Genomic DNA, 26,671 nt, shown 5'->3' on the forward strand with positions numbered 1-26,671 from the left:
CTTGAAAATGCGCTCGGAATCCACATTATCTGTGAAACGGTTTCATAGATGGAGCGGGCGATGGATAATCGCGTTGGTGAAATGCAGGTCTTTCTGCGGGTGGTGGAAACAGGCAGTTTCTCCGAAGCGGCCCGTCTTCTGCGCATGAACCCTTCGACCATCAGCAAGCTCATATCCCGTATCGAAGCAAGGCTCGGCGTGCGGCTTTTGGAACGCTCGTCCCGCCGCCTGTCGCTGACGACCGAGGGGCAGATTTATTATGAGCGTAGTCAGGGGCTGCTGCGCGATTTCGAGGAAGTCGAACGCGAACTTTCGCAAGGTTCTGCAAGCACGGGCGGTACGGTCCGCGTCAATGCATCGGTTGCATTGGGCACGCTGGCGCTGGAGCCTTTGTTGCCAGAATTTCTGTCAGCCTATCCGAATATCGTGATCGACCTGTCCCTGTCGGACGAGCTGGTTGATCTTTATCTTGATCGCACCGATGTGGCTTTCCGTATCGGCACCTTGCCCAATTCCAGCATGATGGCGCGCAAGCTTGGCACGGCTCGGCGCAAGATCGTGGCGGCTCCCGCCTATCTGGAACGCTGCGGGATGCCGTTGACCATAGATGATCTCATTGATCACAATTGCATCGGTTTCAATTTCCGCCGTGCGGCACCTGTATGGCCGCTGAAGGAAAGCGGTCGCATCGTGGATCGCGCGGTCTACGGTTCGCTGCTGGCCAATAATGGGGAGACGGTCCGGCGCATGGCGGTCGCAGGGCTGGGGCTCGCTCGTATCGGCGATTATCACGCGCGGAACGACCTCGCGTCTGGCGCATTGGTGGAGGTTCTGGCCGAGGCGGTGGAGAATGACATAGAGGAAGTACACGCCGTATTTCTTGGCGGCGCGCGACTGCCGCAACGGGTCCGTGTCTTCCTCGATTTTGTAGTGCCGCGTCTGCAGGCTTATCTCGCAGCTCAGTAGAGTCTTTTTGCTCGAATCATTGGCAATGATCCCCGGAAACGTCGAATTTCCGGTGTAAAACGTGCGCTTCATCCAAAATAATTAGCTTTCCGATAGCCCAACGATTTCAGCTTGTTGCTGATGCGAACCCCTATGATCACGGGTTAGTGCTCCGCTTTTGTGTTGACTATTAACACTCCGTTAACCACAGTTTGTTGCAATATGTTACAAAGCGTTATCACTCAGTTGTCAAAACGAGGTGTGGATTGAGCAAAAACCGGCAGACCAGACAGCAATCCTTGCAGGCAAGGGGGAGGTCTGCCGTGGCTGACATGACGTCGTTCTGGGGGCTGATGCGCGCCTATTGGGTTTCCGACCGCTGGAAGGAAGCCTGGGTTCTCACCATCGCAATCTTCCTGATGACGGCCTTTGTGAGCAAGACCACCGTATGGGTGGCCGAGGCCTCGGGCCTGCTCATGAATTCCATTGTTAACGTCAACACTGCGCCTGTTCAGCATCCTCTCATGACCATTGCCGCCAATGCGGGCATTCTTGTTCTGCTGATGCTGGCAAAGGATGTGATGCTGGTCGGTTCCCGCCATTTCCTGTCCACGACGCTGCACCGTAAATGGCGCAAATGGCTGAACGACCAGTTCTCCACTGCGCTTTTGAACGGCAAGCATACACATTTCCATCTGCAACAGGGCAGGGGCAAGGATCAGCCCGACAATATCGATCAGCGTCTGCAGGAATCGATCAAGGGCATGACCGGCGGGGCCATCGGCCTCGTCATGGGCATTGTCGGTGTGTTCCTGTCTGCTTTCTTCATCGGCCAGAAGCTGATCGAAATGTCCACCCACGTGGAGGGGCTGGATTTCCTCGGCAGTTATGGCAGCGCCGTTTTGGCCTTTGCTGCGATCGTGATCTACGTCCCGCTCGGAACGCTGGTCGCGATCAAGATCGGCAAGCGTCTGGAGCGCCTCAATCTCGGCATCCAAAAGGCCGAAGGTTCCTATCGTGGCGAGTGGACAACGCTGCTGCGTCGCAGTTTCCAGATTTCGGCATCCGGCGGTGAGGCCGTCCAGCGGTCGGTCAACGACCGTCTCTACAAGGATGTCGATGGCACCTGGAACCGGCTCAATCGTTTCGATGCTGCCTATCTCGCCTTCTCGCAAGCCTATGGCTTTCTGTCGAACCGTATCGTTGCCTATATTCCGGGCCTTCTGCCCTATATGAGCGGTTCCGTCAGTTTCCGGAACTATGTAACGGGCGCGGAACTCGTCGCAGCAATGATCAACGATTGCTCGTGGTTCATTCAGGTGATGCCGGCGATTGCCAATCTGCGCGCCAATGCGGGCCGCGTGATCGGCCTCGCGCAGGCTATCGAGAATGTTCAGGACCCGACCGATTTCTACAGCCGCTCCGGTATCAATCGCTTCGCTTTTGCTGAACAGCATCCGCGTTTCGGCCTGTCGGTACGCAATCTCACCCTCATGCAGGGACCGGATAGCGAAGCACCGTTCCTGCGCTCTGGCGTGATCAATATTCGTTCAGGCGACTGGGTCTATATGCGCGGTGAATCCGGTTCGGGCAAAACTTCCTTCGTAAAGGCGCTGAACGGCCTGTGGCCATATGGTACCGGCGATATCATTTATCCGCAGAATGCCACCTCGTTTTATGCGACCCAGGAGGCCAAGTTCCCCTCCGTCTCATTGAAGCAGCTTGTCAGCCTGCCCGCCGATGAGAGCCTGTTCAGCGATCTCGCTGTTGCTGCCGTCCTGCATGAGGCGGGGCTGGGTGAATTCATCGAGCGTATGAATGACGCCGATGCCGATGGCACGCCTTGGGATATGGTTCTTTCCGGCGGCCAGAAGCAGAAGATCGTGCTGGCGCGCATTCTCCTGCACAAGCCGTCGATTATCTTCCTCGACGAGGCAACCGGTGCCCTCGATCCGGCTTCCAAGATGCGGTTCCATGAGGCGCTGAAGACGCGCTGCCCGCAAGCCATCGTCATCAGCATCATGCATGAGGACAAGCTGCCGCGGCTCGAAAACGGCCAGAACGTCTATTCGCATGTGCTGGATATCCGCAACGGCTATGTCTCGCTGCTTCCGGTCCATTTCGATACAATGCCGGATGTGGTTGCCGAAACGCCCCTTATCGCCGCCGAATAAAGCCTGTCTCATCGCTCGAAACACCGTAGAGTTGCAAAAGTCCAAATTTGGACTATATTCTGATCTGGACGATCGGAGGCAATTATGGCCAGAAGCAATACGGTGTTGAAGACAATGATAGGCAAGGGGCCTGATGTTCTCGACGCGGCTCGTTTTTCTCCTCATTCGCGCAAGCGATTGAGCGGGCCGAGCCTGCGTACATTTCTGACCATTGCCGATCTGTGGGGGCTGGACGAGCAGCAACGGCTGATGGTGCTGGGTCTGCCTTCCAGATCAACCTATTACAACTGGGTGAAGGCGGTGCGCGAGCATCGCGATATCACGCTGGATGTGGATGTGCTGATGCGCTTGTCCGCCGTGCTTGGCATTCATCAGGCGCTGGGCGTACTTTATCCAGATGGGAAAGCTGGTATCCGCTGGCTGCACACGCCCAATCAGTCCGGTGTCTTCGGCGGTCATCCGCCGTTGAGCCTGATAACAAGCGGTCTGCAGGATGGCTTGCTGACAGCTCGCCGGTTTCTGGATGCGGCGCGCGGCGGCCTTTATATGGAACCGAACGAACTGGATCGCGAGTTCCGACCTTATCGCGATGAAGACGTGGTGTTCTCGTGAAGCGCAATCCCGCGCCACAGCCAAGCTATCGCCTAATCCCGTCGCGTTTCCCGCCGATTGGTCTTTTTGACACGGTTGCCACTGCTGCCGATCTGGAAGCGGTGATGGAACTGGCTGGCTGGACGAATGACCGTCTTCTCAGTGAACGATTGCAGCGCCTTCCCCATGAGGAGTGGGTGTTCGGCAGGCCCAATTCCAGCATCGTCATGGCGACGTTTCTGCATGTCGCGCCGGGCGGCATGCGCTTCAATGGTCCTGAGCTTGGCGCCTGGTATGCGGCGGCGCGGCTGACCACGTCCGTCGTCGAGGTTGCGCACCACATGCGTCGCGAAACCGTTGCGATACAGCAGGACAGTCTGGCTCGCACCTTTCGGGTCTATACGGCGAAGCTGGAAGAGGATTTCATCGATATATGCGGCGAACAGGCGACACTACCTGCTGTTTATGATCCGGCAGATTACGCTGCGTCACAGAAGTTCGGCGAGGAGATGCGCGAGAGTGGCGAGTTCGGAATTCTGTTCGACAGTTTGCGCCACGATGGCGGTATCAATGCCGTAGCATTTCGTCCGAGCCGGATCGCTGAGGTAACGCAGGGCGACCATTATGAAATCACGGTCGAAAGAGCATCGCCGCGCATTCAGGCGAAGAAGCTTAGTGCCTGAAAAGGTAGGCGTTGCCGCCTGCCTCAGCTGACCCGATTATGACCACCCATATTCCTCATCGAGATCCTGAAATTTCTTCAGATCAACGATGTCGCAATATTGCTGATAGGTGATCATATCGCCGGAGCGGGCCTTCGGCGTACCGTCGCGCTTGAGGACTGACAGCGTGTCGCTCACCGCCTTCACCGCCGAGAAAAGCGTTGAAAGTGCATAGAATACGACGTTGAAGCCCATCTGTTCGAGGTCGGTGGCCGTCAGAGCCACGGTTTCGTTGCCGTCGACAATGCTGACGACCTTCGGCCCGTCGACGTGGCGGGCGACAGCTTCGACTTCCGCGATGGTCTTGATGCCGTCGACGAAAACAAGATCGACACCCGTATCCTGATACATTTTCGCGCGACGGATGGCTTCTTCCGCACCGGCCGCAGGCATGGCGTCGGTGCGGGCGATCAGGAGCAGGTCCTTGTCGGCGCGCGCCGCAATCGCGCATTTGAGGCGGCGCACATTTTCTTCTGCGGGGATCAGCCGGATACCGGCAAGCTGGCCACAGCGTTTCGGCGCCATCTGGTCTTCCAGATGAATGGCGGCAACACCGGACTGGATATATTCCTCCACCGTACGAACGATATTGGCCGGGCCGCCGTAACCAGTATCGGCATCAGCGATGACCGGAATATCCACCACGCGGGTCATATCCCGCGCATGGGTTGTCATTTCGGTCTGTGTGAGAAGACCCAGATCGGGCGTGCCGAGGCGGCTTGCCGTCGCGCCGAACCCGGTCATGTAAATGGCCGGAAACCCTGCCTGCTGCACGAGACGAGCGGTCAACGGATCGGGTGCGCCCGGCGCCTGAATGATGCGACCGGTTTCGATGAGGCTTTTCAGGGTCTTTGCCTGCGTCATCATTGTCTCCTTATCGCCCGCCCGAAACGTCAAGCACAACACCGGTAATATAGGCCGCTCCCGGCGACAGCAGCCAGATGGCTGCGTCTGCAACTTCGTCGGCAGTTCCAAGCCGCTTCAACGGAATGAGGTCGGCCATTTTCGCGATACTGGCGGGATCGGCAAAGACGTCCTTCTGGATTTCAGTGTCGATCACGCCGGGCGCCAGTGCATTGACGCGGATTTCCGGCGCAAGCTCCTTGGCGAGTGCGTAGGTGTAGGAAGCGATTGCTCCCTTGGTCGTCGCATAGGCGATATTGCCGACCATGCCGCCGGTACGGCCGGCGATGGAAGACAGGCCAACAATCGATTTACTCGGCTTGATGCCCGGATTGTTGAGGAAAGCACTGGAAACGTAGAATACACTTTTCAGATTGACGGCCAGCACCCGATCCAGTTCGTCCGCATCGAAGTCCTTCACGGTCATGCGCTGACCGATGATGCCTGCGTTGTTGACGAGATGATCGATGCCACCCCATTTGGCGGCGATATCATGCGCTGCGCGATCAACTGCGGCCTTGTCAGAGACATCCACAATGGCCGTCAGAACCTGCTCGCCATGTTTGTCCGCCATTTCCTGCAGGCGCGCGCCGTTCACATCCCAAAGCACTATCTTGGCCTTGAGCGCGATGAGTTTTTCAGCAACGGCCTTGCCAATGCCCGATGCACCGCCGGTGACAAGCACCACCCGGTCTGCAAAAAAATCGACTAGAAACGCTGTTGAACTTGTCGTCATGAAATACTCCTCCTCGAAGATGGACGCTGTTGCGCGCCCATAGGTCACCGAAGAGAATCTGCAGACTCAACCATTCGGCGACAGTGGCTTTAAAAGCCATGTGCGGACACTTCTGTCAATCTAAGGTACAAGATTTTGTATGCTACTTGTAAAGTAGTTGTTTGCACGCTAATCATTGCAGTGGGAGTGAGACGATAACGGCCGGATCAGTGCTCGTGGCCTGTCCGTGATCGGGATTGCCTATCTGTTGGAAGTGAGCCGGATTGGCCTCGGTTCCATTTCCGCTGATGAAGCTCTGAACGGGAGCGCGCATTAACGTGTGACAGCTCCCGCAAAGATTATTGCATGCCGCTCATGCTGGAACGTGAGCGGAGACCTGGGAGGACATCGTGGTCAATTCCACTCTGAGTGCGGTCGGCGCAACGCCCGACCTGCGCGACAGCACCATTCGCAAGCTCAATCTGCGGATCGTTCTGTTCTGCTTTATCTGCTTTATCGTCAACTATCTCGACCGTGTGAATATCGGCTACGCCGCGCTTCACATGAACAATGATATCGGCCTGACACCCTATATGTTCGGCATCGGTGCGGGTATTTTCTTCATTGGCTATATGCTGTTCGAAGTGCCGAGCAACATGATGCTGCACAAGCTCGGCTCGCGCGTCTGGATTGCGCGCATCATGGTCACGTGGGGGATCGTGTCCTGCGCCATGGCTTTCGTGCAGGGCCCGGTTTCGTTCTATGTTCTGCGCTTCCTGCTTGGCGTGGCAGAAGCCGGTTTTGCGCCGGGCGTTCTGCTTTATCTGACCTACTGGTTCCCGGCCAAGGAACGTGGTCGCGCAACGGCCCTGTTCATGACTGCAACCGTGCTTTCCATCGTCGTGGGCGCACCGTTCTCCGGCTGGCTGATGGATGCGGGCGAGGGGCTTTTCGGTTTGCATGGCTGGCAGGCGATGTTCATTCTTGAAGGGCTTCCCGCCGTGATCCTCGGTGTCGTGACCTTCTTCTATCTGGTCGACAGTCCGGAAAAGGACAAGCGTTGGCTGACCGCCGACGAACGCGCATGGCTGATGGCCGAACTTGCCAAGGAAAATGCAGGCAAGCAGGCCGATACCCGTCACTCGCTGAAAGAAGTGTTCAGCGATTACCGCGTCTGGCTTCTGACGCTGGTTTATATGTTCAACGGTATCGCTGTTTACGGCGTGATCATGTGGTTGCCGCAGATCGTAAAGAGCCTTGGCGATTATACCGCAGCGCAGACCGGGCTCATTTCGGCCATTCCGTTCGTGTTTGCCGCGATCGGACTTGTCGTGATTTCGCGCAGTTCGGATCGTACCGGCGAGCGCAAGATCCACACGGCAATTGCCGGCCTGTTCGGCGGTGTCTTTCTTGCCGCCAGCGCGCTGGCTCCGTCGCCGATCCTGAGCCTCGTGCTCCTGTCGGTCTGCGCGTTCTTCCTGTGGTCCTATCTCGGCGTGTTCTGGACGCTGCCGACGCAATTCCTGTCCGGCGCCGCTGCTGCTGGTGGACTTGCGGCCATCAATGGCTTTGCGCAGCTTGGCGGGTTCACAGGGCCCTATCTGGTCGGCTGGGTCAAATCCACGACTGACAGCTTCTCGCTGTCGCTGCTGGCTTTGTCCATCTTCCCGATCCTTGGCTTCTTCCTCTGCATGAGCCTGAAAGCCAAACGGGACTAATCAGATTGACGGGTCCGGTTTTCGGCCGGGCCCGTCATCGTTGATGGGTGTAATTTGAATGCGGTTTCAACCGCTCTATACGTCGCAATAAGGCGTCTGTAAGATTCGGACATGAGAGAGATTCGAGGCAAGAGCAAGAAGTCGCTGGCAAGCAGCATCGCCGAACGTATTCGCGGTGCCATTGTCGATGCAGAGTTTCAATTCGGAGAGAACCTCTCCGAAGACATGCTCGCTGCGGCTTTCGATGTCAGTCGCACGCCGGTGCGCGAGGCACTCAACATTCTGCAGATGCAAGAACTGGTTCACATCGTTCCGAAGTCCGGCACCTATGTTTTCACGCCGACGCAGGAAGATATAGCCGAGCTTTGCGATTTCCGCGTCGGGCTGGAAGATCAGGCCATGCGGTTGGCGCTAATCGGCAATCGCAAGAAGCTCGTCTCTCAATTGAAAAAGCAGTACGATCTTATGCGTGCGGCAATAGATGAGGACGATCTGCGCGCTTACGGGCGTTGCGACACCGAATTCCATCTGGCCTTTTTCCGCGTCTGCGGTAATCGCTATCTCGCCCGTGCCTATGACAGCATTCTGGGGCGCGTCGCAGCCTTGCGGACACATCTTGCCATCGGTGCCGAAGGCGAGCCTGCGCGATCCTTCGCCGACCATGCCACCATCATCGAGCTGGCCGATGCCGACAAGCCCGAGGAATTGCGGGAAATACTGGAGGCGCACATCATGCGCACCAAGACCAATTATTTGAATGCTTTCAATCGGCTGCCTCGTCAGCCGGGGGACAGCCGCACGATGCGGCTGCGCCGACAGTTGTCGCTGACGAACGAGTAACAACCATTCAGGTCAGACGGCCCACTCCACATCCGTCGTAAATGCGATGGTCAACCACCGGTCCGGTCCCTCACCGCCGAGTGCATCACCGATTTCGTCGCGTAACGCATCCCACTCCTCGAGCTTTCGTGGCGGAAGATCGGACGGAACGATGAAATAGAGTTCGATCTGCTTGCCGCGACCGACCTTGGCGACATAAGCGCGGTATGACAGAAAGCCGTTGCGTTTGACGAACTCTTCCGCAACCGCATCGACATGCTGCTTAAGGTCGACAGGCGTAACAAGAAATATGTCAGCCAATGCCTGTCTGATCGTGCCGACTGGCATGGGGATGATGACAAGACAAACAACCGCGAGAACTGCCGGATCGATATAGGGCGTCAGCCAGCCGAGTTCTGTTCCTTCAATGGCATAGCCGACCGAAAAAGCGATCAGAAGTGCCGCGGTTATGCCGCCGGACATGATCCAGGCTTTGGCATCGAGTGCGACGAAATCTGATTTTAGGGTTCGGTTTGCACGCATTTCCAGGAGTGCCATACCGAGGCAGGCAATCAGGGCAACGACAGCATAGAAAATCGCGTAGCTGAATTCGAGATCGCGTCCGCCATCCATCAGGCTGCCGACTGCGTTGATGAGCGCGTAGATCGCAACGCCGGTGAGCATCATACCGTTAAGGCCAAGCACCATCGGTTCGAGATGCCAGAAGCCCATTGTGAAGCGATCGCGCAATTTTCCGCGTGGCTGTTCCGGCAAGGCAGAAAGGGCGATGAGGCGTGAGACGAGGAGAGCTAATCCGCTCATCGCAGCATCAGCCAGCATGTAAACACCATCGAAAACGATAGAAAATGAGCCGGATAACAGGCCGAAAACGACACCGAAACCAGCAACCAGAATAGTAACCGCTATGGAAATTTGAAGAATAGATTGTTCACTACGCAATTTTTACTCCGATATAAACCGCATGCAACGCGGTTTGGTTTCAGATGCGTATTTCTACGTGCTGAACCAATTCCGCGTTGCACGACAAATCTACACCAGCGGCCTGAATCTGACAAATCGCGTCAAATCTTGAATATTACTAGGCCCATTCCGGCACGCGGGTTGCTGATTCTCGCAGGATCAGTTCGACCGGCCATAATTCATGGATGTCGGTTGCCGCGCGTCCGTCGAGTATGTCCATCAGGAGATCGGCACAACGTTTTCCAGCAGCGCGCATCGACGAGCGGGTTGCGGTCAGGGACGGCACCATATTGTCGGCGCTCAGGAACGAGATGACATCGTCATGGGCGATGACGGAAATATCCTTGCCGATAGTCAGGCCGAAAGAGCGCGCGGCCCGGTATATGCCAAGCGCAGTCATCATAGAGCCGGCAACAAACGCGGTCGGGCGCGGATCGCGCTCCAGAAGTTTGCGCGCGAGACGATAACCGATCTCGTCCGTGAAGTCGCCGTGCTCGACAAGTTCCGGATCGAAGGCGATGCCTCTGCTTTCGAGAGCGTTCCGGTAGCCTTCGTCGCGATGAAGCGAAAAGGTGAAGCCGTAGCGACCGTTTATCATCGCAATGCGACGGTGGCCGAGGTCGAGCAGATGGGCAGTCGAACGGTAAACCGCGCCTTCATTGTCGATGTCGAGCCATGCATGCGGAATATCGGTTTCAGACCGTCCGTGCACGAGGAATGGCATGCCCAGTTCGTGCAGCATGCGGATGCGCTCATCATTGGGCTTTGGAGATGTCACGATGATGGCATCGACGCGATGGCTGGTGGCCAGACGTCGGCAAAGCTGCACTTCGTCGTCGGTGCCGTTGTTTGCAATCGGGCTGACGAGAATATCGACTTCATCCTGACTGAGCCGTTCTGCCATGCCGCGCATGAACTCGGCGAAATGAAACTCGCTGTTGCGGCCCATCACGACGCCGATTGCACCGGCACGCCCGGTAACCAGTCTGACCGCGTTGACGTTAGGCCGGTAACCGAGACGTACAGCCTCGTCCATGACCCGCTTGCGCGTGCTTTCCGCCACTTCGGGATAGCCGCTCAACGCCCGGCTGACGGTCGTGGCTGAGAGGCCGAGATGTTTGGCGAATTCACGGAGCTTCATTTGGCTTTCGAATTATTCAGGCAGGCAAGGCAGCGGATTATAGCCGCTTCCTTGCGATTAACAATTGGTCGGTTGAGTTCTTTGAACTGCTGCAACATATAGGGTGCACGAAAACCAAACCGATTTCAAGTTTGTTTCAGTTTTCGCTTTGTGATGTTTGGGAAGCTAAGGTTCCAGACCGACAATCAACAATGAAACGGAACGGTAAGATATTGAAGTATCGCTGTTTCATGGTTGGTGTTGGATGAAGTGAAGCATGGTGCAGAATCTGCGGCTTGACAGAAATGCGGTCCTCTGCAACCTTTTCGTCATCCAAACCGTTTTCGATTTTATCAAACCGCTTACAGAATGGATGGGAGGAGGGAACAATGAAGGCTTTTCAGGGTGTGCTCGCGGCCTGCGTGGCATTTGGTATGGCGACAGTGAGCGCTCATGCGGTGGAGATTTCCATCGCAGCCAATTCAACGGGCAATAACATCAAGTTTCTGCAGGAGCAGATCGTCAAGTTCGAGAAGGATACCGGCAACAAGGTCAACATCGTCTCGATGCCATCGTCAAGCAGCGAGCAGTTCAGCCAGTATCGTCTGTGGCTTGCAGCCGGTAACGCCGATATCGACGTTTACCAGACGGATGTAGTCTGGGCGCCGCAGCTGTCCGAACAGTTTGTTGATCTGACGGAAGCCACCAAGGATGTCACGGGCGCGCATTTCCCGTCCATTATCGCGTCGCAGACCGTGAATGGAAAGCTGGTTGCGTTGCCATTCTATACTGATGCTCCGGCACTTTTCTATCGCAAGGATCTCCTCGAAAAATACAACAAGCAGGTTCCCAAGACCTGGGACGAGATGACGGCGACTGCCAAGGAAATCATGGACAAGGAGCGGGCCGAGGGAAAGTCCGATCTCTGGGGTTTCGTGTTTCAGGGCAATGCCTATGAGGGCCTGACCTGTAATGCGCTTGAATGGGTAAAGTCGTCGGGTGGCGGCCAGATCGTCGAAGCCGACGGTACGATTTCCATCAACAATGAAAAGGCTGCGGCAGCGATCGATCGCGCCAAGGGCTGGATCGGTTCGATATCGCCGCAGGGCGCACTCGCCTATCAGGAAGAGGAATCGCGTGGCGTCTGGCAGACCGGCAATGCCGTCTTCATGCGCAACTGGCCTTATGCCTATGCGCTTGGCAACAGTGCCGATAGCGGCGTGAAAGGCAAGTTCGACGTTGCGCCATTGCCTGCCGGTGCGGAGGGTGACGCGCCATCCTCGACGCTTGGCGGCTGGAATCTTGCCGTTTCCAAATATTCCACCAAGCAGGATGCTGCCATCGCGCTGGTGAAATATCTGGCTTCGCCGGAAGTGCAGAAGGTGCAGGCGGTCCAGATTTCGCGCCTGCCAACCATTGAAGCGCTTTACGACGACAAGGATATCATTGCAGCGCAGCCTTTCATGGCAAACTGGAAGCCGATCTTCCAGAATGCAGTGCCGCGCCCGTCGGCTGCGACAAAGGTGAAATACAACGAAGTGTCGTCGAAATTCTGGACTGCTGTGCACAAGACGCTCTCGGGCAACGGTACGGCTGCGGAGAATCTCGAAATGCTTGAGGTCGAGCTGACTGAGCTGGAAGGCTCCGGCTGGTAGGGACCGATCAAGCCGCGTCCGGGTTGTCCTCCCAAGCCCCCGAAAAGGGCAGCCCGGACGCTCCAGTTTCTCTGAGCAGGACCAAGAGTGGGATCATGACGGAGACTTCTCTCGATATCTCGGGGAGCTCGGCAACAACAAGCCGGGTTCACTCCGATCTGCGCGCGCAACGTATCCGGTCGGCATGGGTGTTTCTCGCACCAACACTGATCGTGCTGGCGCTGGTGGCTGGCTGGCCGCTGCTGCGGACCATCTGTTTCAGTTTCACCAATGCATCGCTGACGAGCCTCGGTACGGCGGAATTCGTTGGCTTTAACAATTATCTGTCCTGGGTGACGCTCAAGAGCGGTCGTACCGTTTATCGCGGTCTTCTGGCTGATCCCGCCTGGTGGGGTGCGGTCTGGAACACGATCCGGTTCACTATTCTGTCAGTCAGCCTTGAAACGATTTTTGGATTGATCGTCGCTCTGGTGCTGAATGCGAATTTCCGGGGGCGTGGGCTCGTGCGCGCCGCAATCCTGATCCCGTGGGCAATCCCGACGATTGTTTCAGCCAAGATGTGGGGCTGGATGCTCAACGACCAGTTCGGCATCCTCAATCATATCCTGCTCAATCTGGGCCTCATCAGCCAGAAGATCGCCTGGACGGCCAATCCCGACACCGCGATGGTCGCGATCCTGATTGTTGATGTCTGGAAGACGACGCCCTTCATGGCGCTGCTTATTCTGGCCGGTTTGCAAATGGTGCCATCCGACATTTACGAAGCGGCCAAGATCGATGGCGTGCATCCGGTCAAGGTGTTCTGGCGGGTAACGCTGCCGCTGATCCGTCCGGCGCTGATGGTGGCGATCATCTTCCGTATGCTGGATGCCTTGCGCATCTTCGACCTGATCTATGTGCTGACGCCGAATAATGCGCAGACCAAGACCATGTCGGTTTTCGCCCGCGAAAATCTCTTCGATTTCGACAAATTCGCCTATGGTGCGGCAGCATCGACAATGTTGTTCCTCATCATTGCGGCTATCACCGTGCTCTACATGTTCTTCGGACGCGTCAATGTCGGCAGCAGGGGGGAATAGCATGATGCACTATGTGAAAACCCTCAGCTTCTATCTGCTGGTGGCGCTCATCATTTTGATCGCGGTGTTCCCGTTCTATTATGCGATCATCACCAGTCTCAAATCCGGGACGGCGCTGTTTCAGGTCGATTACTGGCCAAGCAGTTTCTCGCTCGACAATTATGCCGGTGTTCTCACGCAGGGCAGCTTCCTACGCAGTCTTGGTAATTCACTGCTGGTGGCGACCGTGGTGGTGGCAATCTCGCTGTTGCTGGCGGTGACGGCTGCCTACGCGCTGGCGCGTGTGAGTTTTCGCGGACGGGGCTTGTTACTGCTCACCATTCTTTCGGTGTCCATGTTTCCGCAGATCGCCGTTCTGGCGGGTCTGTTCGAGCTGATCCGCTTCCTCGGCATCTTCAATACGCCGCTGGCGCTGATCTTCTCCTATATGATCTTCACGCTGCCGTTTACGGTCTGGGTCCTCACCACCTTCATGCGTGACCTGCCAATCGAGATTGAGGAAGCGGCCATCGTGGATGGTGCATCGCCATGGGTCATCATCACGCGTGTTTTCATGCCGCTCATGTGGCCGGCGCTGGTGACAACCGGATTGCTCGCTTTCATCTCGGCATGGAACGAGTTCCTGTTTGCGCTCACCTTCACCTCTTCGGGCAGCCAGCGCACCGTTCCAGTGGCTATCGCGCTTCTGTCCGGCAGCAGTCAGTTTGAAATCCCCTGGGGCAACATCATGGCGGCTTCCGTCATCGTGACGGTTCCCCTCGTCATCCTCGTGCTCATCTTCCAGCGGCGGATCGTGTCCGGTCTGACGGCAGGCGGCGTAAAGGGTTAGGTACAACCATGGCAGAACTTCAGTTGCGCGATGTGCGCAAGTCTTTCGGTAACTTCGAGGTCATCAAGGGCGTGGATATGGATATCCGACCCGGTGAGTTCATGGTCTTCGTCGGTCCATCCGGTTGCGGAAAGTCCACGCTGTTGCGCCTCATTGCAGGTTTGGAGGAAATCTCATCGGGTGATCTGTCCATCGACGGAACGGTCGTCAACAGCTTCGCACCTTCGAAGCGCGGCATCGCCATGGTGTTCCAGTCCTATGCACTTTATCCGCATATGACAGTCTACGAGAACATGGCCTTCGGCATGCAGCTCGCGGGCAAGAGCAAGGATGAGTGCAAGAGCCGCATTCACAAGGCTGCGGAGATGCTGCAGCTGACGCCTTATCTCGAGCGCCTGCCACGCCAGCTTTCCGGTGGGCAGCGGCAGCGTGTCGCGATTGGTCGTGCCATCGTGCGCGATCCGAAAGTGTTCCTCTTCGATGAACCCTTGTCCAACCTCGATGCGGCACTACGTGTGGCTACAAGGCTTGAGATCGCCAGGCTCCATCAGAGCATGGAAGACACCACCATGATCTATGTGACGCACGATCAGGTGGAGGCGATGACACTGGCCGACCGCATCTGTGTGCTGCGCGACGGACGCGTGGAGCAGATCGGAACGCCGCTCGAGCTTTACGAAAAGCCAAATTCGCTTTTCGTCGCCGGGTTCATCGGATCACCGAAGATGAATTTCCTGACCGGCAGATATAGTGAGCCTTTTGGCGCGCATACGGTGGGTTTGCGTCCCGAACATCTCGCTATCGTGCACGAAAATGGTCATTGGACCGGTCAGGTAATCCATACCGAAATTCTCGGTTCCGATACCTATGTCTATATCGATCTCGGCCTGGAGGAACCGCTGGTGGTCCGCGAAAGCGGCGTGGCGGCGCGTAAATCAGGTGAGACGCTTTCGGTTTCCCCGATGGGTGAAAACATTCATCGTTTCGATGAAAAGGGTCGTGCCATCTGACGCTGACCTCCCAAGCATAATGACACATGAGACAAATGGGCTGTAATGCCCGCAGCAAGGAGAATACTCGTGCCTATTCGTACCATCGTCTGGGGTGAAAACATTCACGAGCAGATCAATGAAACAGTGCGTTTGGTTTATCCGGACGGCATGCACAACACTATCGCCAGGGCGCTGAGCGAGGATAGCGCCATCGAAGCGACGACTGCCACCTTGCAGGAACCGGAGCACGGCTTGACTGAAGAGCGTCTCGCCAAGACCGACGTGCTCGTTTGGTGGGGCCACAAGGATCATGGTGGCGTCAGTGACGAGGTTGTGGAACGCGTCGCGAAGCGCGTTTTCGAAGGCATGGGGCTGATCGTGCTCCATTCCGCACATTTCTCCAAAATATTCAAGCGTCTGATGGGAACGCCCTGTGCGCTCAAATGGCGTGAAGCGGGCGAGCGTGAGCGGCTCTGGGTGGTCAATCGCGGCCATCCGATCACACAGGGGCTGGACGAGAACTTTGTGCTTGAGAACGAGGAAATGTACGGTGAACAGTTTTCCGTGCCGGAACCGCTCGAAACCGTTTTCATCTCGTGGTTTGCGGGCGGTGAAGTCTTCCGCTCCGGCATGACATGGCGGCGCGGTGCGGGCAATGTGTTCTACTTCCGCCCCGGTCATGAAACCTATCCAACCTATCATGATGCGAATGTGCAGACAGTTCTGCGCAACTCGGTCAAATGGGCCTACAATCCGCAACCGGCATGGACGGGCATTCACACCGCGCCGAATGTTCCGGTCGAAAAGGCGTTGGAGCCGATTGTCGAGCGTGGGCCTAAACTGCACAAGCCGGGCGAAGCCGGTTATCGTTGAGGTGCATGATGCGTCTTCTTATTCTGGGAACAGGCGGCATGGCGAAAAACCATGCCGAAGCCTTCAAGGCCATCGAGGGCGTCGAGGTGGTTGCCGCATGTGACGTTTCGGCGGAGCGTGTCGATGGCTTCTCTGAAAATCACGACATCCACAACCGCTTCACCCGGCTTGAGGATGCGCTGGAGTGGGGCCGTTTCGATGCAGTTGCCAATGTCACGCCGGATGCCATTCATCATCCGACCACACTTGCGCTGGTGGGCGCGGGAAAGCATGTCTTCTGCGAAAAACCGCTTGCAGAAAGCTACGAAAAAGCCGCTGAAATGGCGGATGCTGCCGAGCAGGCAAATGTCATCAACATGGTCAACCTGACCTATCGCAATGTCGCGCCCCTGCAAAAGGCGCGCGAAATGGTGATGGCGGGTGAGATCGGCCAGGTGCGCCATTTCGAGGCGTCCTATCTGCAAAGCTGGCTAGTCTCGAAGACATGGGGCGACTGGAAAACTGAAAGCAAATGGCTCTGGCGCCTTTCGACCCGACACGGTTCGAACGGTGTTCTGGGCGATGTCGGCATCCATATTCTCGACTTTGCGAGCTATGCTATCGGCAGCGATGTGGAGCGGGCCTCGGCACGTCTCAAGACATTTGAAAAGGCGGATAACAACCATATCGGTGAGTATGTGCTCGATGCGAATGACAGCTTCGTCATGATGGCGGAATACACCAATGGCGCGCTGGGTGTCATTCACGCCAGCCGGTGGGCAACGGGGCACCTGAACGAGCTGCGGCTGCGGATCCATGGCGACAAGGGTGCGCTGGAAATCCTCCACACACCCACTGGCTCAAGCCTGCGTGGTTCCATCGGCGAGGACATTGAAACGCCGGTCTGGCGGGACATCGATGCGGGAACGGTAGAGACGAACTACCAGCGTTTTGCGCGTGCTGTGGCCGATGGTGCGGAACTGGAACCGAGTTTCCGTCACGCCGCCAATCTGCAACGGGTTCTCGATCATGCGATGACAGTGGATCGACCGTTGCCTGAAGTCGTGAGTGGATAAAAACCAGAAGCCCTCCCGGTGGGACCGGGAGGGCTATCGGTCAGTTGTCTTTGGTAAAAGTGTTGTCTACTTCACCACGGAAGAAGTCACGGCCATATATCAAAAGGCAGAGGACGACACCGGTCGCAAAAGCCCAGGCTGCACCGCGAGTGGCAAGAACCGCGCCGACCACGCCGGCAATGCCAAGATCGCGTTGGGAACGTGCTTCGAGAATGCCGACGCGAACCGAAACATATCCCTGAATAAGCAAGGTGAGGGCGAGTGCGACGCCAAGGATCGGCTGCACCAGAGTGACGATCGGCATCAGAAACAAGCCGGTATTGGTGCCCCAGCGAAATGAGCCTGCGCCACCAAAGATCGAATGCATGGCCTTCTTTCCTTGCGAAAAACGCTCGGTGATGACGACGTGCATGGCCGACCAGAGCGGGCCGCACATGCATACATCCGGTCCGAGAACACTCATTGCAGCATTGCGTCCACCAAAAATGAGATGTGCCCGGTCGGGGTTGTAGTCCACTTTTTCATCAGGACGCGCTTCATCGGCTTCCTTCAGAATGGCGCGGCTTTGCAGGACATCGCCGAACACGACGATATAGGCCGCAAGCATTGTCGGGATTGCGCTGAGGAACATCGAAAGCGGCGGCAAGCCGAGGCCGAAAACCGTATATTCGCGCCATAGCGTGGTGAAATCCGGACTTGTGATCGACCATTCAAGCTTCGGCCACTGTGCTTCACCGAAGAGGGGAGCGATAACGACAGCGAGCAGAATAATCGGGAACACACCAAGCTTTCCGACAATGGCAAGCACCGGATTACTGTTCTTGATACGCGCAAAATGGCGAGAGAAGATGACGTAGAAGCCGAGGCCAACAGCAATGGTGATCGTGAACGGGAACGTATCGAAACGCCCGCCCAGCTGGAAAACCGATATCACGGCGGCAAATCCCGCGCCGACAATGATACCCGCCTTGATGGCGGCGGGAATAAGCTGCACCACCCGATGCGCCATGCCCGTCGCGCCGATAAAGATCGAGAATATGCCGAGCATCATCTGGAATGCGACCAGAGCGTGAACGCGTTCGGGACCTTCGGGGAATGTGGAGCAATAGGCCATCAGAAGCGGGATGGCAGGCGTGATCCAGCCCGGAACGACGGGATCGCCCAGAAGATGATGCGCAAGATAGAACAAGCCGTTCAGCACGACCACAGCAAGGGCGACCTCAAAAGGCATCCCAAGAAGTTCAGTCATGAGCGGGATGGCGGACAGATCCACTGCGCACATCAGCAGACCTTGAAAATAATCAGGCCATTCGAATTTGTAGTGAACGAAAGGCAGGCGAATTTTGAATGGTCCGGCAGGCCAATAGGGCTGCTCCTGACCGTCGATACGTTCAGTGCTCAATTTATTCTCCAGAGACACAGAGACAAGCTGCGGAGAAGTGGCTGTCAGCTCGCTTCTCGGGTGTCCGGTCCGTCAGGTCGTTATGTTTGATCAGAAAGCTTCGCGATAAAGCGCCAGAGCGTCGGCCTCGGTCACATCGACCGGGTTGTTACCCAGAAGCCTTGTTTGCAGCATCGCGTCGCGCGCGAGCATTTCGAGGCTTTCTTCCGTCACGCCGACATCACGCAGGCGGCGCGGTGCGCCGGACTTGTTCATCAGCTCTTCCATATAGGTGACGAATGCCGCAGAACGCTCTTCCGTCGTGCCTTCGGATTTCTCCAGCAGCAGATCGCCAAGCTCTGCATAGAGCTTGGCCGCGCCCGCCATGTTGTAACGCAGCACAGGCCCCAGCATCAGCGCATTGGAAAGGCCATGCGGCACATGATAGTGACCGCCGAGCGGATAAGCCAACGCGTGAACAGCGCCGACGGGCGAGTTGGAGAAAGCCTGACCGGCATAATTCGCGCCGAGTAGCATGGCCTGACGGGCATGACGATCATTGCCGTTTTCGCAAGCGGCGATCAGATTGGCCGAAAGAAGCTTCAGCGCTTCGCGTGCAAATGCGTCGGACAGCGGGTTCTTCTTGATCCGGCTTGTATAGGCCTCGATTGCGTGGACCATGGCGTCGATGCCGGTTGCGGCTGTATGCAGGGCAGGCAGACCGCAGGTCAGTTCTGCGTCGAGAATAACGAAATCGGCGTAGAGCTGACGGGCAACGACGCCCATCTTCGTGGTTTCACCGGTCGTCAGAATGGTGATGTTCGTGACTTCAGATCCGGTTCCAGCTGTGGTCGGGATTTGGATCAGCGGAAGACGGCTGCCCTGCACCTTGCCGATACCATACAGTTCGGAAAGCTCCTGTTCGGAGACAAGCAGCACTGCTGCGAGCTTGGCGATATCCATGGACGAACCGCCGCCCAAACCGAGTACGATGTCGCAACCAGCGGTCTTTGCTTGCTCGACGCAGGCAAACAGCACGGATTCCGGCGGATCGGCCACCACGTCATCGAAAACGCTGATACCGAAACCAGCTTTCTCCAAAGAAGCCAGTGCACGGTCGAGAACGCCTGCCTTGTGCAGGCCTTTGTCCGTCACGATCAGAATATTGCGTTCGGAAAACCGTTCGCCGAGGATTTCGCCGAGGCGCTTCGCGGCGCTCCATTCGACGAGCATCGAACCGATGGTGTCGAACGAAAATGGCTTGATCTCTGTTGTCATCATTCCACCCTTATCACATTCACCAGCGCCGAGGTCTCTCATTTCCTCACCGGCACACAACGCTGGGCTTATCCCGGACCTGCTTCTGTCTTGGGAAGGAAGCGTATCCGTAATTCTCCGATGCAGCCGATGCACCGATGGCTTTGAAAGAAGGCCTTGGGAGAAACCTTCGATCGTTCAATATATTGAACGATGTTCAAAGCCTAAAGATCGATACATGATGGAAAGGCGGACTGTCAATTTCTCCCTTCGACTAAGACGCTGAAATCCATGTTGGAAAGCTCATCCGTGCACGCCTCGGAGCAATAAGCGATTGAAAATATTGTCGTTCTTGGCGAGTGTCATCAGGCTGTTCTGTGAATATTTCACTCGAAATAACTTGCGGGGCTTCGTCCGAGGCTGCGCTTGAACGTTGCGGCGAAAGCGCTTGCGCTTTGGTATCCGCAATCCAGCGCCACGGTCACGACAGGCACGCCTGCGGCAAGCGCAGGCAATGCAGCAAGCAAGCGGGCCTGCTGCCGCCAGCGACCGTAGGTCATGCCGGTTTCACGCTCGAAATGACGCATGAAACTGCGCCTGCTCATTCCCGCCCGCGAGGCGGCAGCATCGAGCGATAACTCCGTATCGGGTTCCGCTTGCAGCGTCTGGCAAAGGGTGCGGAGCCGGTGATCCGATGGCACGGAAAGACTGAGGGGTTCGGCGGGCAGAAAAGTGAGTTCCTCCAACAGCAATTCGCAGACACGTTGAGCGAAGGGAGTAGCTGGCCGGCCCTGCAATTCCACAAGACGCAGGATCAGTTCGCGCAGCAAGGAAGAAACTTCCACCACGCCGCAGGATGAGGGGAGGGATCGAGCGGCATCCGGGTGGATAAAGATCGTACGAAACTGAACAGGTCCGTGGCTGCGGGTTGCGTGCTCCACCATCGGTGGCACCCACACGGCGCGATTGGGAGGAACGACCCAGCTCCCGTTTTCGGTTGCAACGGTTACCACGCCGGACCGCGCATAGATCAATTGCGCATCGCGGTGACGGTGCGGCGGCCCTGTAAAGGATGCATCGTCCTGCGCGATGGCGGATATGGCGAGTGCAAGGGGCGCCGGATGATTCAGTGACATGGATTGACCCTTTTACGCTCAAGAATGGCCTTAAAGCGCAGGAATGCCAATATCCATTCACATATGATGGAGTGGAGAAGCCATTTTTAAGAGAGCCCCGCAGTGTCCGCTTGCGCCAGCCACAAGACACTTGTTTCAACGGATTTGAACGCTCCGGCTGGCGGCGCACGCCTGGCTTTTTCGCTTCTTCTCCTTCGACCTACCGGCGACCGTTGGGCCTGATGGCATCCCGGCGGTCGTAACCTGCCGTCAATCCCCTTTCCCCATTGTCGCAGCTGCTGCTCCGCAGCCGAAGGAACTATTGTCATGATGCAAAACCCGGATAGCAAATACCGTCCTTTCATATCTCCGATCGAATTGCCGGATCGCCAGTGGCCGAACCGACGGCTGACGCAGCCGCCGCGCTGGGTCTCGACGGACCTGCGCGACGGCAATCAGGCGCTCGCCGACCCGATGGACGGCGAGAAGAAAATGCGTTTCTATCGCATGCTTCTGGAAATCGGTTTCAAGGAAATCGAGGTTGCGTTTCCTTCCGCTTCGCAGACGGAGTTCAACTTTGTTCGTCGGCTGATCGAAGAGGAACTCATACCCGACGATGTGACCATTCAGGTGCTCACTCAGTCGCGCGCTGACCTCATCGCGCGCACTTTCGAATCCCTGCGCGGTGCCCGTCGGGCCATCGTTCATCTTTATAATGCAACCGCGCCACTGTTTCGTCGCGTGGTGTTCAATATGGAAAAGGAGGAGATCATCGATCTGGCTGTCAGTGGGGTAACTGCCATGCTGGAAGAAAGCCGGAAACAACCAGAGACACGCTGGACTTTCGAATATTCGCCGGAAACCTTCTGCTTTACCGAGCCTGATTTCGCGCTGGAAATCTGCGAACGTGTTCTGGATGTCTGGCAGCCAACGCCCGAAGATAAGGCGATCCTCAACCTGCCGGCTACGGTAGAAGTGGCAATGCCGAATGTCTATGCGGACCAGATCGAATGGTTCTGCCGCAACCTGTCGCGCCGCGACAGCGTCATTATAAGCGTGCATCCGCACAATGACCGGGGGACGGCAGTGGCTGCTACGGAACAGGCCTTGCTGGCAGGCGCTGATCGTGTCGAGGGTTGCCTGTTCGGCAATGGCGAGCGCACTGGCAATGTCGATCTCGTTACGCTGGCGCTCAATTTCTATACGCAGGGCATCGACCCAAAGCTTTATTTCCCGGAGATGCGCTCCGTCGTGCGAACGGTCGAACATTGCAATGACTTGCCGGTTCATCCGCGCCACCCCTATGTTGGCGAACTGGTCCATACAGCTTTTTCCGGCTCGCATCAGGATGCGATCCGCAAGGGTTTTGCCGCGCATCAAAGCCGCAATGACGGCATATGGGAAATGCCCTATCTGCCCATTGATCCGAAAGATATCGGTGAAAGCTATGAAGCCGTCATCCGCGTAAACAGCCAGTCCGGCAAGGGCGGCGTAGCATGGGTGCTGGAGCAGGACCGGGGGCTGAAACTGCCGCGCCCGCTGCAAATCGATTTCAGCCGTCGCGTGCAGGCATTCGCCGACGATACCGGCAAGGAAACGACCGCGGAAATGATCTGGTCGCTGTTCCACGATGTCTATCATCTGGAAGAGAATGCTGATTTTGAGCTGCTGAACTACAAGGAAAGCAGGCCCGCACGGAGCGGAGAGGCGCGTGTCTTCGCCGGGCGCATTCGGCATCGCGGGCAGGAAATCGCCATAACCGGGCACGGCAATGGTTTGATATCAAGTGCGGTCTCGGCATTGCAGGCCGGTTGCGATATCGATCTGGAAATCGTCGACTATCACGAACATTCATTGAAAAAGGGCACCTACGCGCAGGCTGCGGCTTATATCGAATGCCGTACGCATGATGGACGGAAAGTTTTCGGCGTCGGGATCGACGACGATATCGCAACCGCATCGATACGGGCTGTGTTGAGCGCTGCTGCGAATTTTTCCACGAGCGTTGTCTAAAAATGAGGAAGCAGACGAGATTTGCTCTTGACCTCAACCAAGGTTGAGGAACTAGAGAAGCATGGCCGATCATCTGGAGTATCGTCCATGCGCTTGTCGCTTCTTTTTGTTCCCCTTGCTTTTTCCAATGTCCTTCTTGTTTCGACAGCTGCCTCTGGTGAAGGGGCAGATGCTGCGGCGGGAGAAAAACTCTTCAAGCGATGCTCCGTCTGCCACACGGCGGATGCCGACGAAAGCAAACGCGGCCCATCACTGAAAGGCGTGGTGGGCCGCAAGGCCGCCTCCTATCCGGGCTATCCCTATTCGGATGCGATGCGCAAGGCGGCTGCTGAGGGGTTGGTCTGGAACGACGAGGAATTGAAGGCTTTTCTCAGGAAGCCGCAGGCCATGGTGAAAGGCACCTGGATGGCTTTTGCCGGACTGACCAGGGAGAAAGACCTCGAAAACATGATCGCCTATCTGAAACAGCATTCCGAATAGCTGTTTGGAAACGATATGGCCGAACGGACATCCCGACGTGAGGCCATGGCCGGTCGGAAGCGCTGCGGGGCGTTTCCGACCGGCGTTATCAGGGACAGAAGCCGAAGGTTGCCTGAGATGATGAACAGAAACGTGCTGCATATAGACCGCGACGCAATCGGCGCCGTTTCGAAGCGAGAGTTCGCGGATGCGATGTCGCGGATGGCCGCAACAGTGTCCGTGCTGACCTCATGCGATGCCGGTGAAGCCCACGGTCGCACGGTGACAGCGGTGTTGTCGCTTTCCGCCGAGCCGCCCATGGTTTTGGTTTCGGTGAAAAGCGACAGCGCGCTGGCAACGGCGATCCTTTCTGATGGCGGCTTCTCGCTCGCCATGCTCGCGGAAGGGCAGGAGATGATCGGCGATGCCTTCGCGGGAAAGGTTCCCCCCGCGCAGAGATTTCTCATTGGTGTGTGGGGCGAATGGCCGTCTGGGAGACCGCGTCTTTTCGGGGCTTCGGCTGCCATTGACTGCGAACTGGCGGGCAACGTTCCAATGGCGGATCACACGCTTTTTGCCGGGCTGGTAACGAATACCGATCTGCCGCTGCATTCGCGCCCGTTGCTATGGGCACGCCGCAATTATCGCGCGTTGAGACATGATGCGGATTTATGACGCGTCTTGCAATTGTGCGGGGCTGCGGCCTACACATTCGGCATGATCGAGTTTGACGATATGGAACATTCAGGTCTCAAGAAAAGCCTGACGGTTGGTGACGTTTCCCGGCGCGCCGGCGTGGCGGTATCTACGGTCCATTTCTATGAAACCAAGGGGCTCATCGAGGGCTGGCGCACAGAGGGCAACCAGCGCCGCTATCACCGTGCCGTGCTGCGCCGCATCGCCATTATCAAGATCGCGCAACGTGCGGGCATCCCGCTTGCGATCATTCGTGAAGCGCTGGAAGACCTTCCCCACGACCACGTACCGACGGCAGACGACTGGAGACGTTTTTCGGAAGCCTGGAAAGACATGCTTCAGGAACGCATCGACAGTCTGATGCAGCTTCGTGACCAGATTACGAGTTGCATCGGCTGCGGTTGTCTCTCGCTGTCCGAATGCCCGTTGCGAAATCCGGATGACATCCTCGGTCAGCAAGGCGCCGGTCCCAGAAGATTGATGGTCAAGCCCGGCAATCTTATCTGACTTCCCTGCATCTGAGGCGAACCTGTCCGACGCTGCTGCGCTCATTCGCAGCGGCAATCTTGCGGCGTTCCATGCCACATTTCGCACCGGTCAAAAGCCTTCGTTTCCAGTGGAAATAGCCTATTGACCTCAACCAAAGTTGAGGTCCTATAAACCCGTCGGCAACAATTCAGTTCACGGAGGCCGACAGTGCAAAGTTCGATCGAAGAAACAACACCAGCGGGGATTGCGGGACATGCGCCTGCTGGCTGGGGGGAGCTTCTAAGGGGTAAAAATGGTCTCTATGCCCTGGCTTTGGCCGGAGGGGTCACTCTCCATGCGGTCAATATGTATATCGCGACTACAGTCATGCCGAGCGTGGTGCAGGACATTGGCGGCATGGATTTCTATGCCTGGGCGACGACCTTGTTCGTCGTTGCCTCCATTCTAGGGGCTGCGCTCACCGCGCGGCTGCTGAAAAGTGCCGGTCCAAGAGGCGCTTATGTCGTGGCGACCCTGCTGTTCGCAGCAGGCACACTGATCTCGTCTCTGGCCATCAACATGCCGGTCATGCTGGCGGGGCGGAGCGTGCAAGGCCTCGGTGGCGGATTTCTTTACGCGCTCGCCTATGGTCTCACCCGTGTCGTTTTGCCGGAGCGCCTGTGGGGCCGGGCCATCGGTCTTATTTCCGCTATGTTCGGCGTGGCCACGCTGATCGGGCCGGCGATTGGCGGCATCTTTGCCGAATATGGCGCATGGCGCGCCGCTTTCTGGTCATTGCTGCCGGTATCGGGTCTTTTCGCTGTGGTGGCATTCGCGACTTTGCCACGCTCGAGCTGGGATAAAAACGAGCGTGTTTCCATTCCGATTCTTCAACTCATCCTCTTGACCGGCGCTGTCCTTGCGGTTTCAGCGGGGAGCCTGTCACAGGAAACGCTATGGAAGGTCGTCGGTTTGGGTGTGGCGATGTTCATGATCGCCATCATCACATTCGTGGAGCGCGACGCCAAGGCACGTCTCCTGCCGCGCCGCTCGTTCAGCCTGTCGACGCCGCTCGGGACTCTTTACCTTACGATCGCGCTTTTGATGCTCAGCATGCAGCCCGAAATATACGTGCCTTATCTGCTGCAGCACTTGCATGGCCAGTCTCCGCTCTGGGCAGGATATCTGGCGGCACTTATGGCAATCGGCTGGACGGTGGCATCCTTCCTCAGTTCCAGATGGCAGGAGAAGGGGGGCGACAAGCTTGTCGTTGCCGGACCTGTTCTGGCGCTCGCCGGTCTTGTCCTGCTCGCCATATTTCTCCCGATCCATGGCAACGGCAACTGGTTGCTGCTCGCGCCCGTCTGCCTTGGGCTCATCCTGATCGGTTTCGGGATCGGTCTTGCATGGCCAAGCCTCGTTACCCGCGTCTATCAGAGCGCTCCGTCCACCGAGCAGGATCTCGCAGCGGGTGGAATGACGACCGTACAACTCTTCGCCATAGCCTTCGGGACGGCTTGCGCGGGGATGATTGCCAATTTTGCCGGCATTGCCGTGCCGGGAGGTGTGGAGGGCGCGGCAAATGCCTCGCTCTGGCTGTCGGTGATATTCGCACTCGCGCCAGCAGTTGCCGTGGCGGTCGCATTCAAGGTTATCCGTATCACCGGCGGAAAGGGTTGACCAATGCCGCGTTTCATCGCCAACATCCTCGATTCCCATGCCAGCCTTTTGCTGGCGCGGGTGGTCCTTACCTTCATTTTCTGGTCGAGTGGGTTGGCCAAGCTCTTCAACTTCGGCGCCAATGCTGCGGAAATGGAAAGCTTTGGTCTTCATCCGGGCTGGCTGTTCAACAGCGCAACCCTGCTTTTGCAGATTGTCGGATCGCTGATGATCATCTTCAATCGCGGAATCTGGTTGGCTTGTGGTGCTCTTGCCGTCTTTACGATCCTGACCATTCCTGTTGCCCACCCGTTCTGGGCAAAGGAAGGAGAAGAAGCTTTCCGGGATATGACGGTGGCGCTGGAGCACATATCGCTGATCGGTGGTCTCGCTCTTGCTGCTATTCTATCGCGCAAGGTCTAAACCACTGGACGCATTGATTGCCCTGCCTG

At 56.9% G+C, this 26,671-nt stretch carries 25 protein-coding genes; 18 read left to right on the top strand and 7 right to left on the bottom strand.

Annotated features, from left to right (window positions below; genetic code table 11):
• Window positions 1–60: 60 nt before the first annotated feature.
• The 4 genes from AC1RHM_RS09270 (at window position 61) to AC1RHM_RS09285 (ending at window position 4,393) form a co-directional block, all read left to right on the top strand.
• Entirely contained in the window at window positions 61–966 is a 906-nt protein-coding gene (locus AC1RHM_RS09270; protein ID WP_010660890.1) for a LysR family transcriptional regulator, read from the top strand.
• Between the two features lie 302 nt (window positions 967–1,268).
• On the top strand, window positions 1,269–3,119 hold the full coding sequence (locus AC1RHM_RS09275; protein ID WP_029376203.1) for an ABC transporter ATP-binding protein/permease: 1,851 nt from the start codon (window positions 1,269–1,271) through the stop codon (window positions 3,117–3,119).
• Between the two features lie 84 nt (window positions 3,120–3,203).
• Window positions 3,204–3,731, top strand: coding sequence for an MbcA/ParS/Xre antitoxin family protein (locus tag AC1RHM_RS09280; RefSeq protein ID WP_151895806.1), 528 nt, complete (start codon window positions 3,204–3,206; stop codon window positions 3,729–3,731).
• The gene (locus AC1RHM_RS09285; protein ID WP_010660893.1) at window positions 3,728–4,393 is read left to right on the top strand and encodes an RES family NAD+ phosphorylase; all 666 of its coding nucleotides are present in this window, start codon (window positions 3,728–3,730) and stop codon (window positions 4,391–4,393) included. The genes AC1RHM_RS09280 and AC1RHM_RS09285 overlap by 4 nt, the downstream gene beginning before the upstream one ends.
• A 36-nt stretch (window positions 4,394–4,429) precedes the next feature.
• Here the strand turns inward: AC1RHM_RS09285 and AC1RHM_RS09290 are convergent, their stop codons facing one another.
• Window positions 4,430–5,296, bottom strand: coding sequence for an isocitrate lyase/PEP mutase family protein (locus tag AC1RHM_RS09290; protein ID WP_029928084.1), 867 nt, complete (start codon window positions 5,294–5,296; stop codon window positions 4,430–4,432).
• 10 nt (window positions 5,297–5,306) lie between these two features.
• Complete coding sequence (locus AC1RHM_RS09295; RefSeq protein WP_029928081.1) at window positions 5,307–6,071, bottom strand: SDR family NAD(P)-dependent oxidoreductase; 765 nt, start codon at window positions 6,069–6,071, stop codon at window positions 5,307–5,309.
• A gap of 389 nt (window positions 6,072–6,460) precedes the next feature.
• On the opposite strand from AC1RHM_RS09295, the gene AC1RHM_RS09300 reads away from it, so the two are divergent.
• Entirely contained in the window at window positions 6,461–7,768 is a 1,308-nt protein-coding gene (locus AC1RHM_RS09300; RefSeq protein WP_010660896.1) for an MFS transporter, read from the top strand.
• Between the two features lie 111 nt (window positions 7,769–7,879).
• The gene (locus AC1RHM_RS09305) at window positions 7,880–8,608 is read left to right on the top strand and encodes a GntR family transcriptional regulator (RefSeq protein ID WP_011982676.1); all 729 of its coding nucleotides are present in this window, start codon (window positions 7,880–7,882) and stop codon (window positions 8,606–8,608) included.
• 12 nt (window positions 8,609–8,620) lie between these two features.
• On the opposite strand, the gene AC1RHM_RS09310 is transcribed toward AC1RHM_RS09305, so the two are convergent.
• The gene (locus AC1RHM_RS09310; RefSeq protein WP_029928078.1) at window positions 8,621–9,547 is read right to left on the bottom strand and encodes a cation diffusion facilitator family transporter; all 927 of its coding nucleotides are present in this window, start codon (window positions 9,545–9,547) and stop codon (window positions 8,621–8,623) included.
• A 139-nt stretch (window positions 9,548–9,686) separates the two neighbouring features.
• Window positions 9,687–10,709 (bottom strand): substrate-binding domain-containing protein, encoded by a 1,023-nt coding sequence (locus AC1RHM_RS09315; RefSeq protein ID WP_029928076.1) that lies wholly within the window; start codon window positions 10,707–10,709, stop codon window positions 9,687–9,689.
• Between the two features lie 368 nt (window positions 10,710–11,077).
• On the opposite strand from AC1RHM_RS09315, the gene AC1RHM_RS09320 reads away from it, so the two are divergent.
• The 6 genes from AC1RHM_RS09320 to AC1RHM_RS09345 all read left to right on the top strand — a co-directional run bounded on the left by AC1RHM_RS09320 (window position 11,078) and on the right by AC1RHM_RS09345 (window position 17,171).
• A complete protein-coding gene (locus AC1RHM_RS09320) occupies window positions 11,078–12,343 on the top strand; it encodes an ABC transporter substrate-binding protein (protein ID WP_011982678.1) in 1,266 nt (421 codons plus the stop codon).
• 95 nt (window positions 12,344–12,438) lie between these two features.
• Entirely contained in the window at window positions 12,439–13,422 is a 984-nt protein-coding gene (locus AC1RHM_RS09325; protein ID WP_151895807.1) for a carbohydrate ABC transporter permease, read from the top strand.
• Window position 13,423: 1 nt separating this feature from the next.
• Window positions 13,424–14,251, top strand: a complete 828-nt coding sequence (locus tag AC1RHM_RS09330; RefSeq protein ID WP_011982680.1) for a carbohydrate ABC transporter permease — start codon at window positions 13,424–13,426, stop codon at window positions 14,249–14,251.
• Between the two features lie 8 nt (window positions 14,252–14,259).
• Window positions 14,260–15,261, top strand: a complete 1,002-nt coding sequence (locus AC1RHM_RS09335; protein ID WP_029928072.1) for an ABC transporter ATP-binding protein — start codon at window positions 14,260–14,262, stop codon at window positions 15,259–15,261.
• Between the two features lie 69 nt (window positions 15,262–15,330).
• Window positions 15,331–16,116, top strand: a complete 786-nt coding sequence (locus tag AC1RHM_RS09340; protein ID WP_029928070.1) for a ThuA domain-containing protein — start codon at window positions 15,331–15,333, stop codon at window positions 16,114–16,116.
• Between the two features lie 8 nt (window positions 16,117–16,124).
• Window positions 16,125–17,171, top strand: coding sequence for a Gfo/Idh/MocA family protein (locus AC1RHM_RS09345; RefSeq protein ID WP_010660905.1), 1,047 nt, complete (start codon window positions 16,125–16,127; stop codon window positions 17,169–17,171).
• A gap of 40 nt (window positions 17,172–17,211) precedes the next feature.
• Here AC1RHM_RS09345 and AC1RHM_RS09350 read toward each other — a convergent pair whose 3' ends face one another.
• From AC1RHM_RS09350 to AC1RHM_RS09360, 3 genes are all read right to left on the bottom strand, one after another.
• A complete protein-coding gene (locus tag AC1RHM_RS09350; protein ID WP_010660906.1) occupies window positions 17,212–18,573 on the bottom strand; it encodes a hypothetical protein in 1,362 nt (453 codons plus the stop codon).
• A gap of 90 nt (window positions 18,574–18,663) precedes the next feature.
• Window positions 18,664–19,833: an iron-containing alcohol dehydrogenase gene (locus tag AC1RHM_RS09355; RefSeq protein ID WP_036596217.1), complete on the bottom strand. Its 1,170-nt coding sequence runs from the start codon at window positions 19,831–19,833 to the stop codon at window positions 18,664–18,666.
• 362 nt (window positions 19,834–20,195) lie between these two features.
• The gene (locus tag AC1RHM_RS09360) at window positions 20,196–20,945 is read right to left on the bottom strand and encodes an AraC family transcriptional regulator (RefSeq protein ID WP_010660908.1); all 750 of its coding nucleotides are present in this window, start codon (window positions 20,943–20,945) and stop codon (window positions 20,196–20,198) included.
• A gap of 306 nt (window positions 20,946–21,251) precedes the next feature.
• On the opposite strand from AC1RHM_RS09360, the gene leuA reads away from it, so the two are divergent.
• The 6 genes from leuA (at window position 21,252) to AC1RHM_RS09390 (ending at window position 26,642) form a co-directional block, all read left to right on the top strand.
• Entirely contained in the window at window positions 21,252–22,937 is a 1,686-nt protein-coding gene (gene leuA, locus AC1RHM_RS09365; protein WP_029928064.1) for a 2-isopropylmalate synthase, read from the top strand.
• Window positions 22,938–23,024: 87 nt separating this feature from the next.
• The gene (locus AC1RHM_RS09370) at window positions 23,025–23,417 is read left to right on the top strand and encodes a c-type cytochrome (protein ID WP_151895808.1); all 393 of its coding nucleotides are present in this window, start codon (window positions 23,025–23,027) and stop codon (window positions 23,415–23,417) included.
• A gap of 117 nt (window positions 23,418–23,534) precedes the next feature.
• The gene (locus AC1RHM_RS09375; RefSeq protein ID WP_029928060.1) at window positions 23,535–24,071 is read left to right on the top strand and encodes a flavin reductase family protein; all 537 of its coding nucleotides are present in this window, start codon (window positions 23,535–23,537) and stop codon (window positions 24,069–24,071) included.
• A 60-nt stretch (window positions 24,072–24,131) separates the two neighbouring features.
• Window positions 24,132–24,599, top strand: coding sequence for a redox-sensitive transcriptional activator SoxR (gene soxR / locus AC1RHM_RS09380; RefSeq protein ID WP_166942939.1), 468 nt, complete (start codon window positions 24,132–24,134; stop codon window positions 24,597–24,599).
• Window positions 24,600–24,788: 189 nt separating this feature from the next.
• The gene (locus AC1RHM_RS09385) at window positions 24,789–26,240 is read left to right on the top strand and encodes an MFS transporter (RefSeq protein ID WP_029928058.1); all 1,452 of its coding nucleotides are present in this window, start codon (window positions 24,789–24,791) and stop codon (window positions 26,238–26,240) included.
• A gap of 3 nt (window positions 26,241–26,243) precedes the next feature.
• Complete coding sequence (locus tag AC1RHM_RS09390) at window positions 26,244–26,642, top strand: DoxX family protein (RefSeq protein ID WP_010660914.1); 399 nt, start codon at window positions 26,244–26,246, stop codon at window positions 26,640–26,642.
• Window positions 26,643–26,671: the final 29 nt, after the last annotated feature.

It is taken from the genome of Brucella sp. GW823-FHT04E01, from assembly GCF_058796175.1.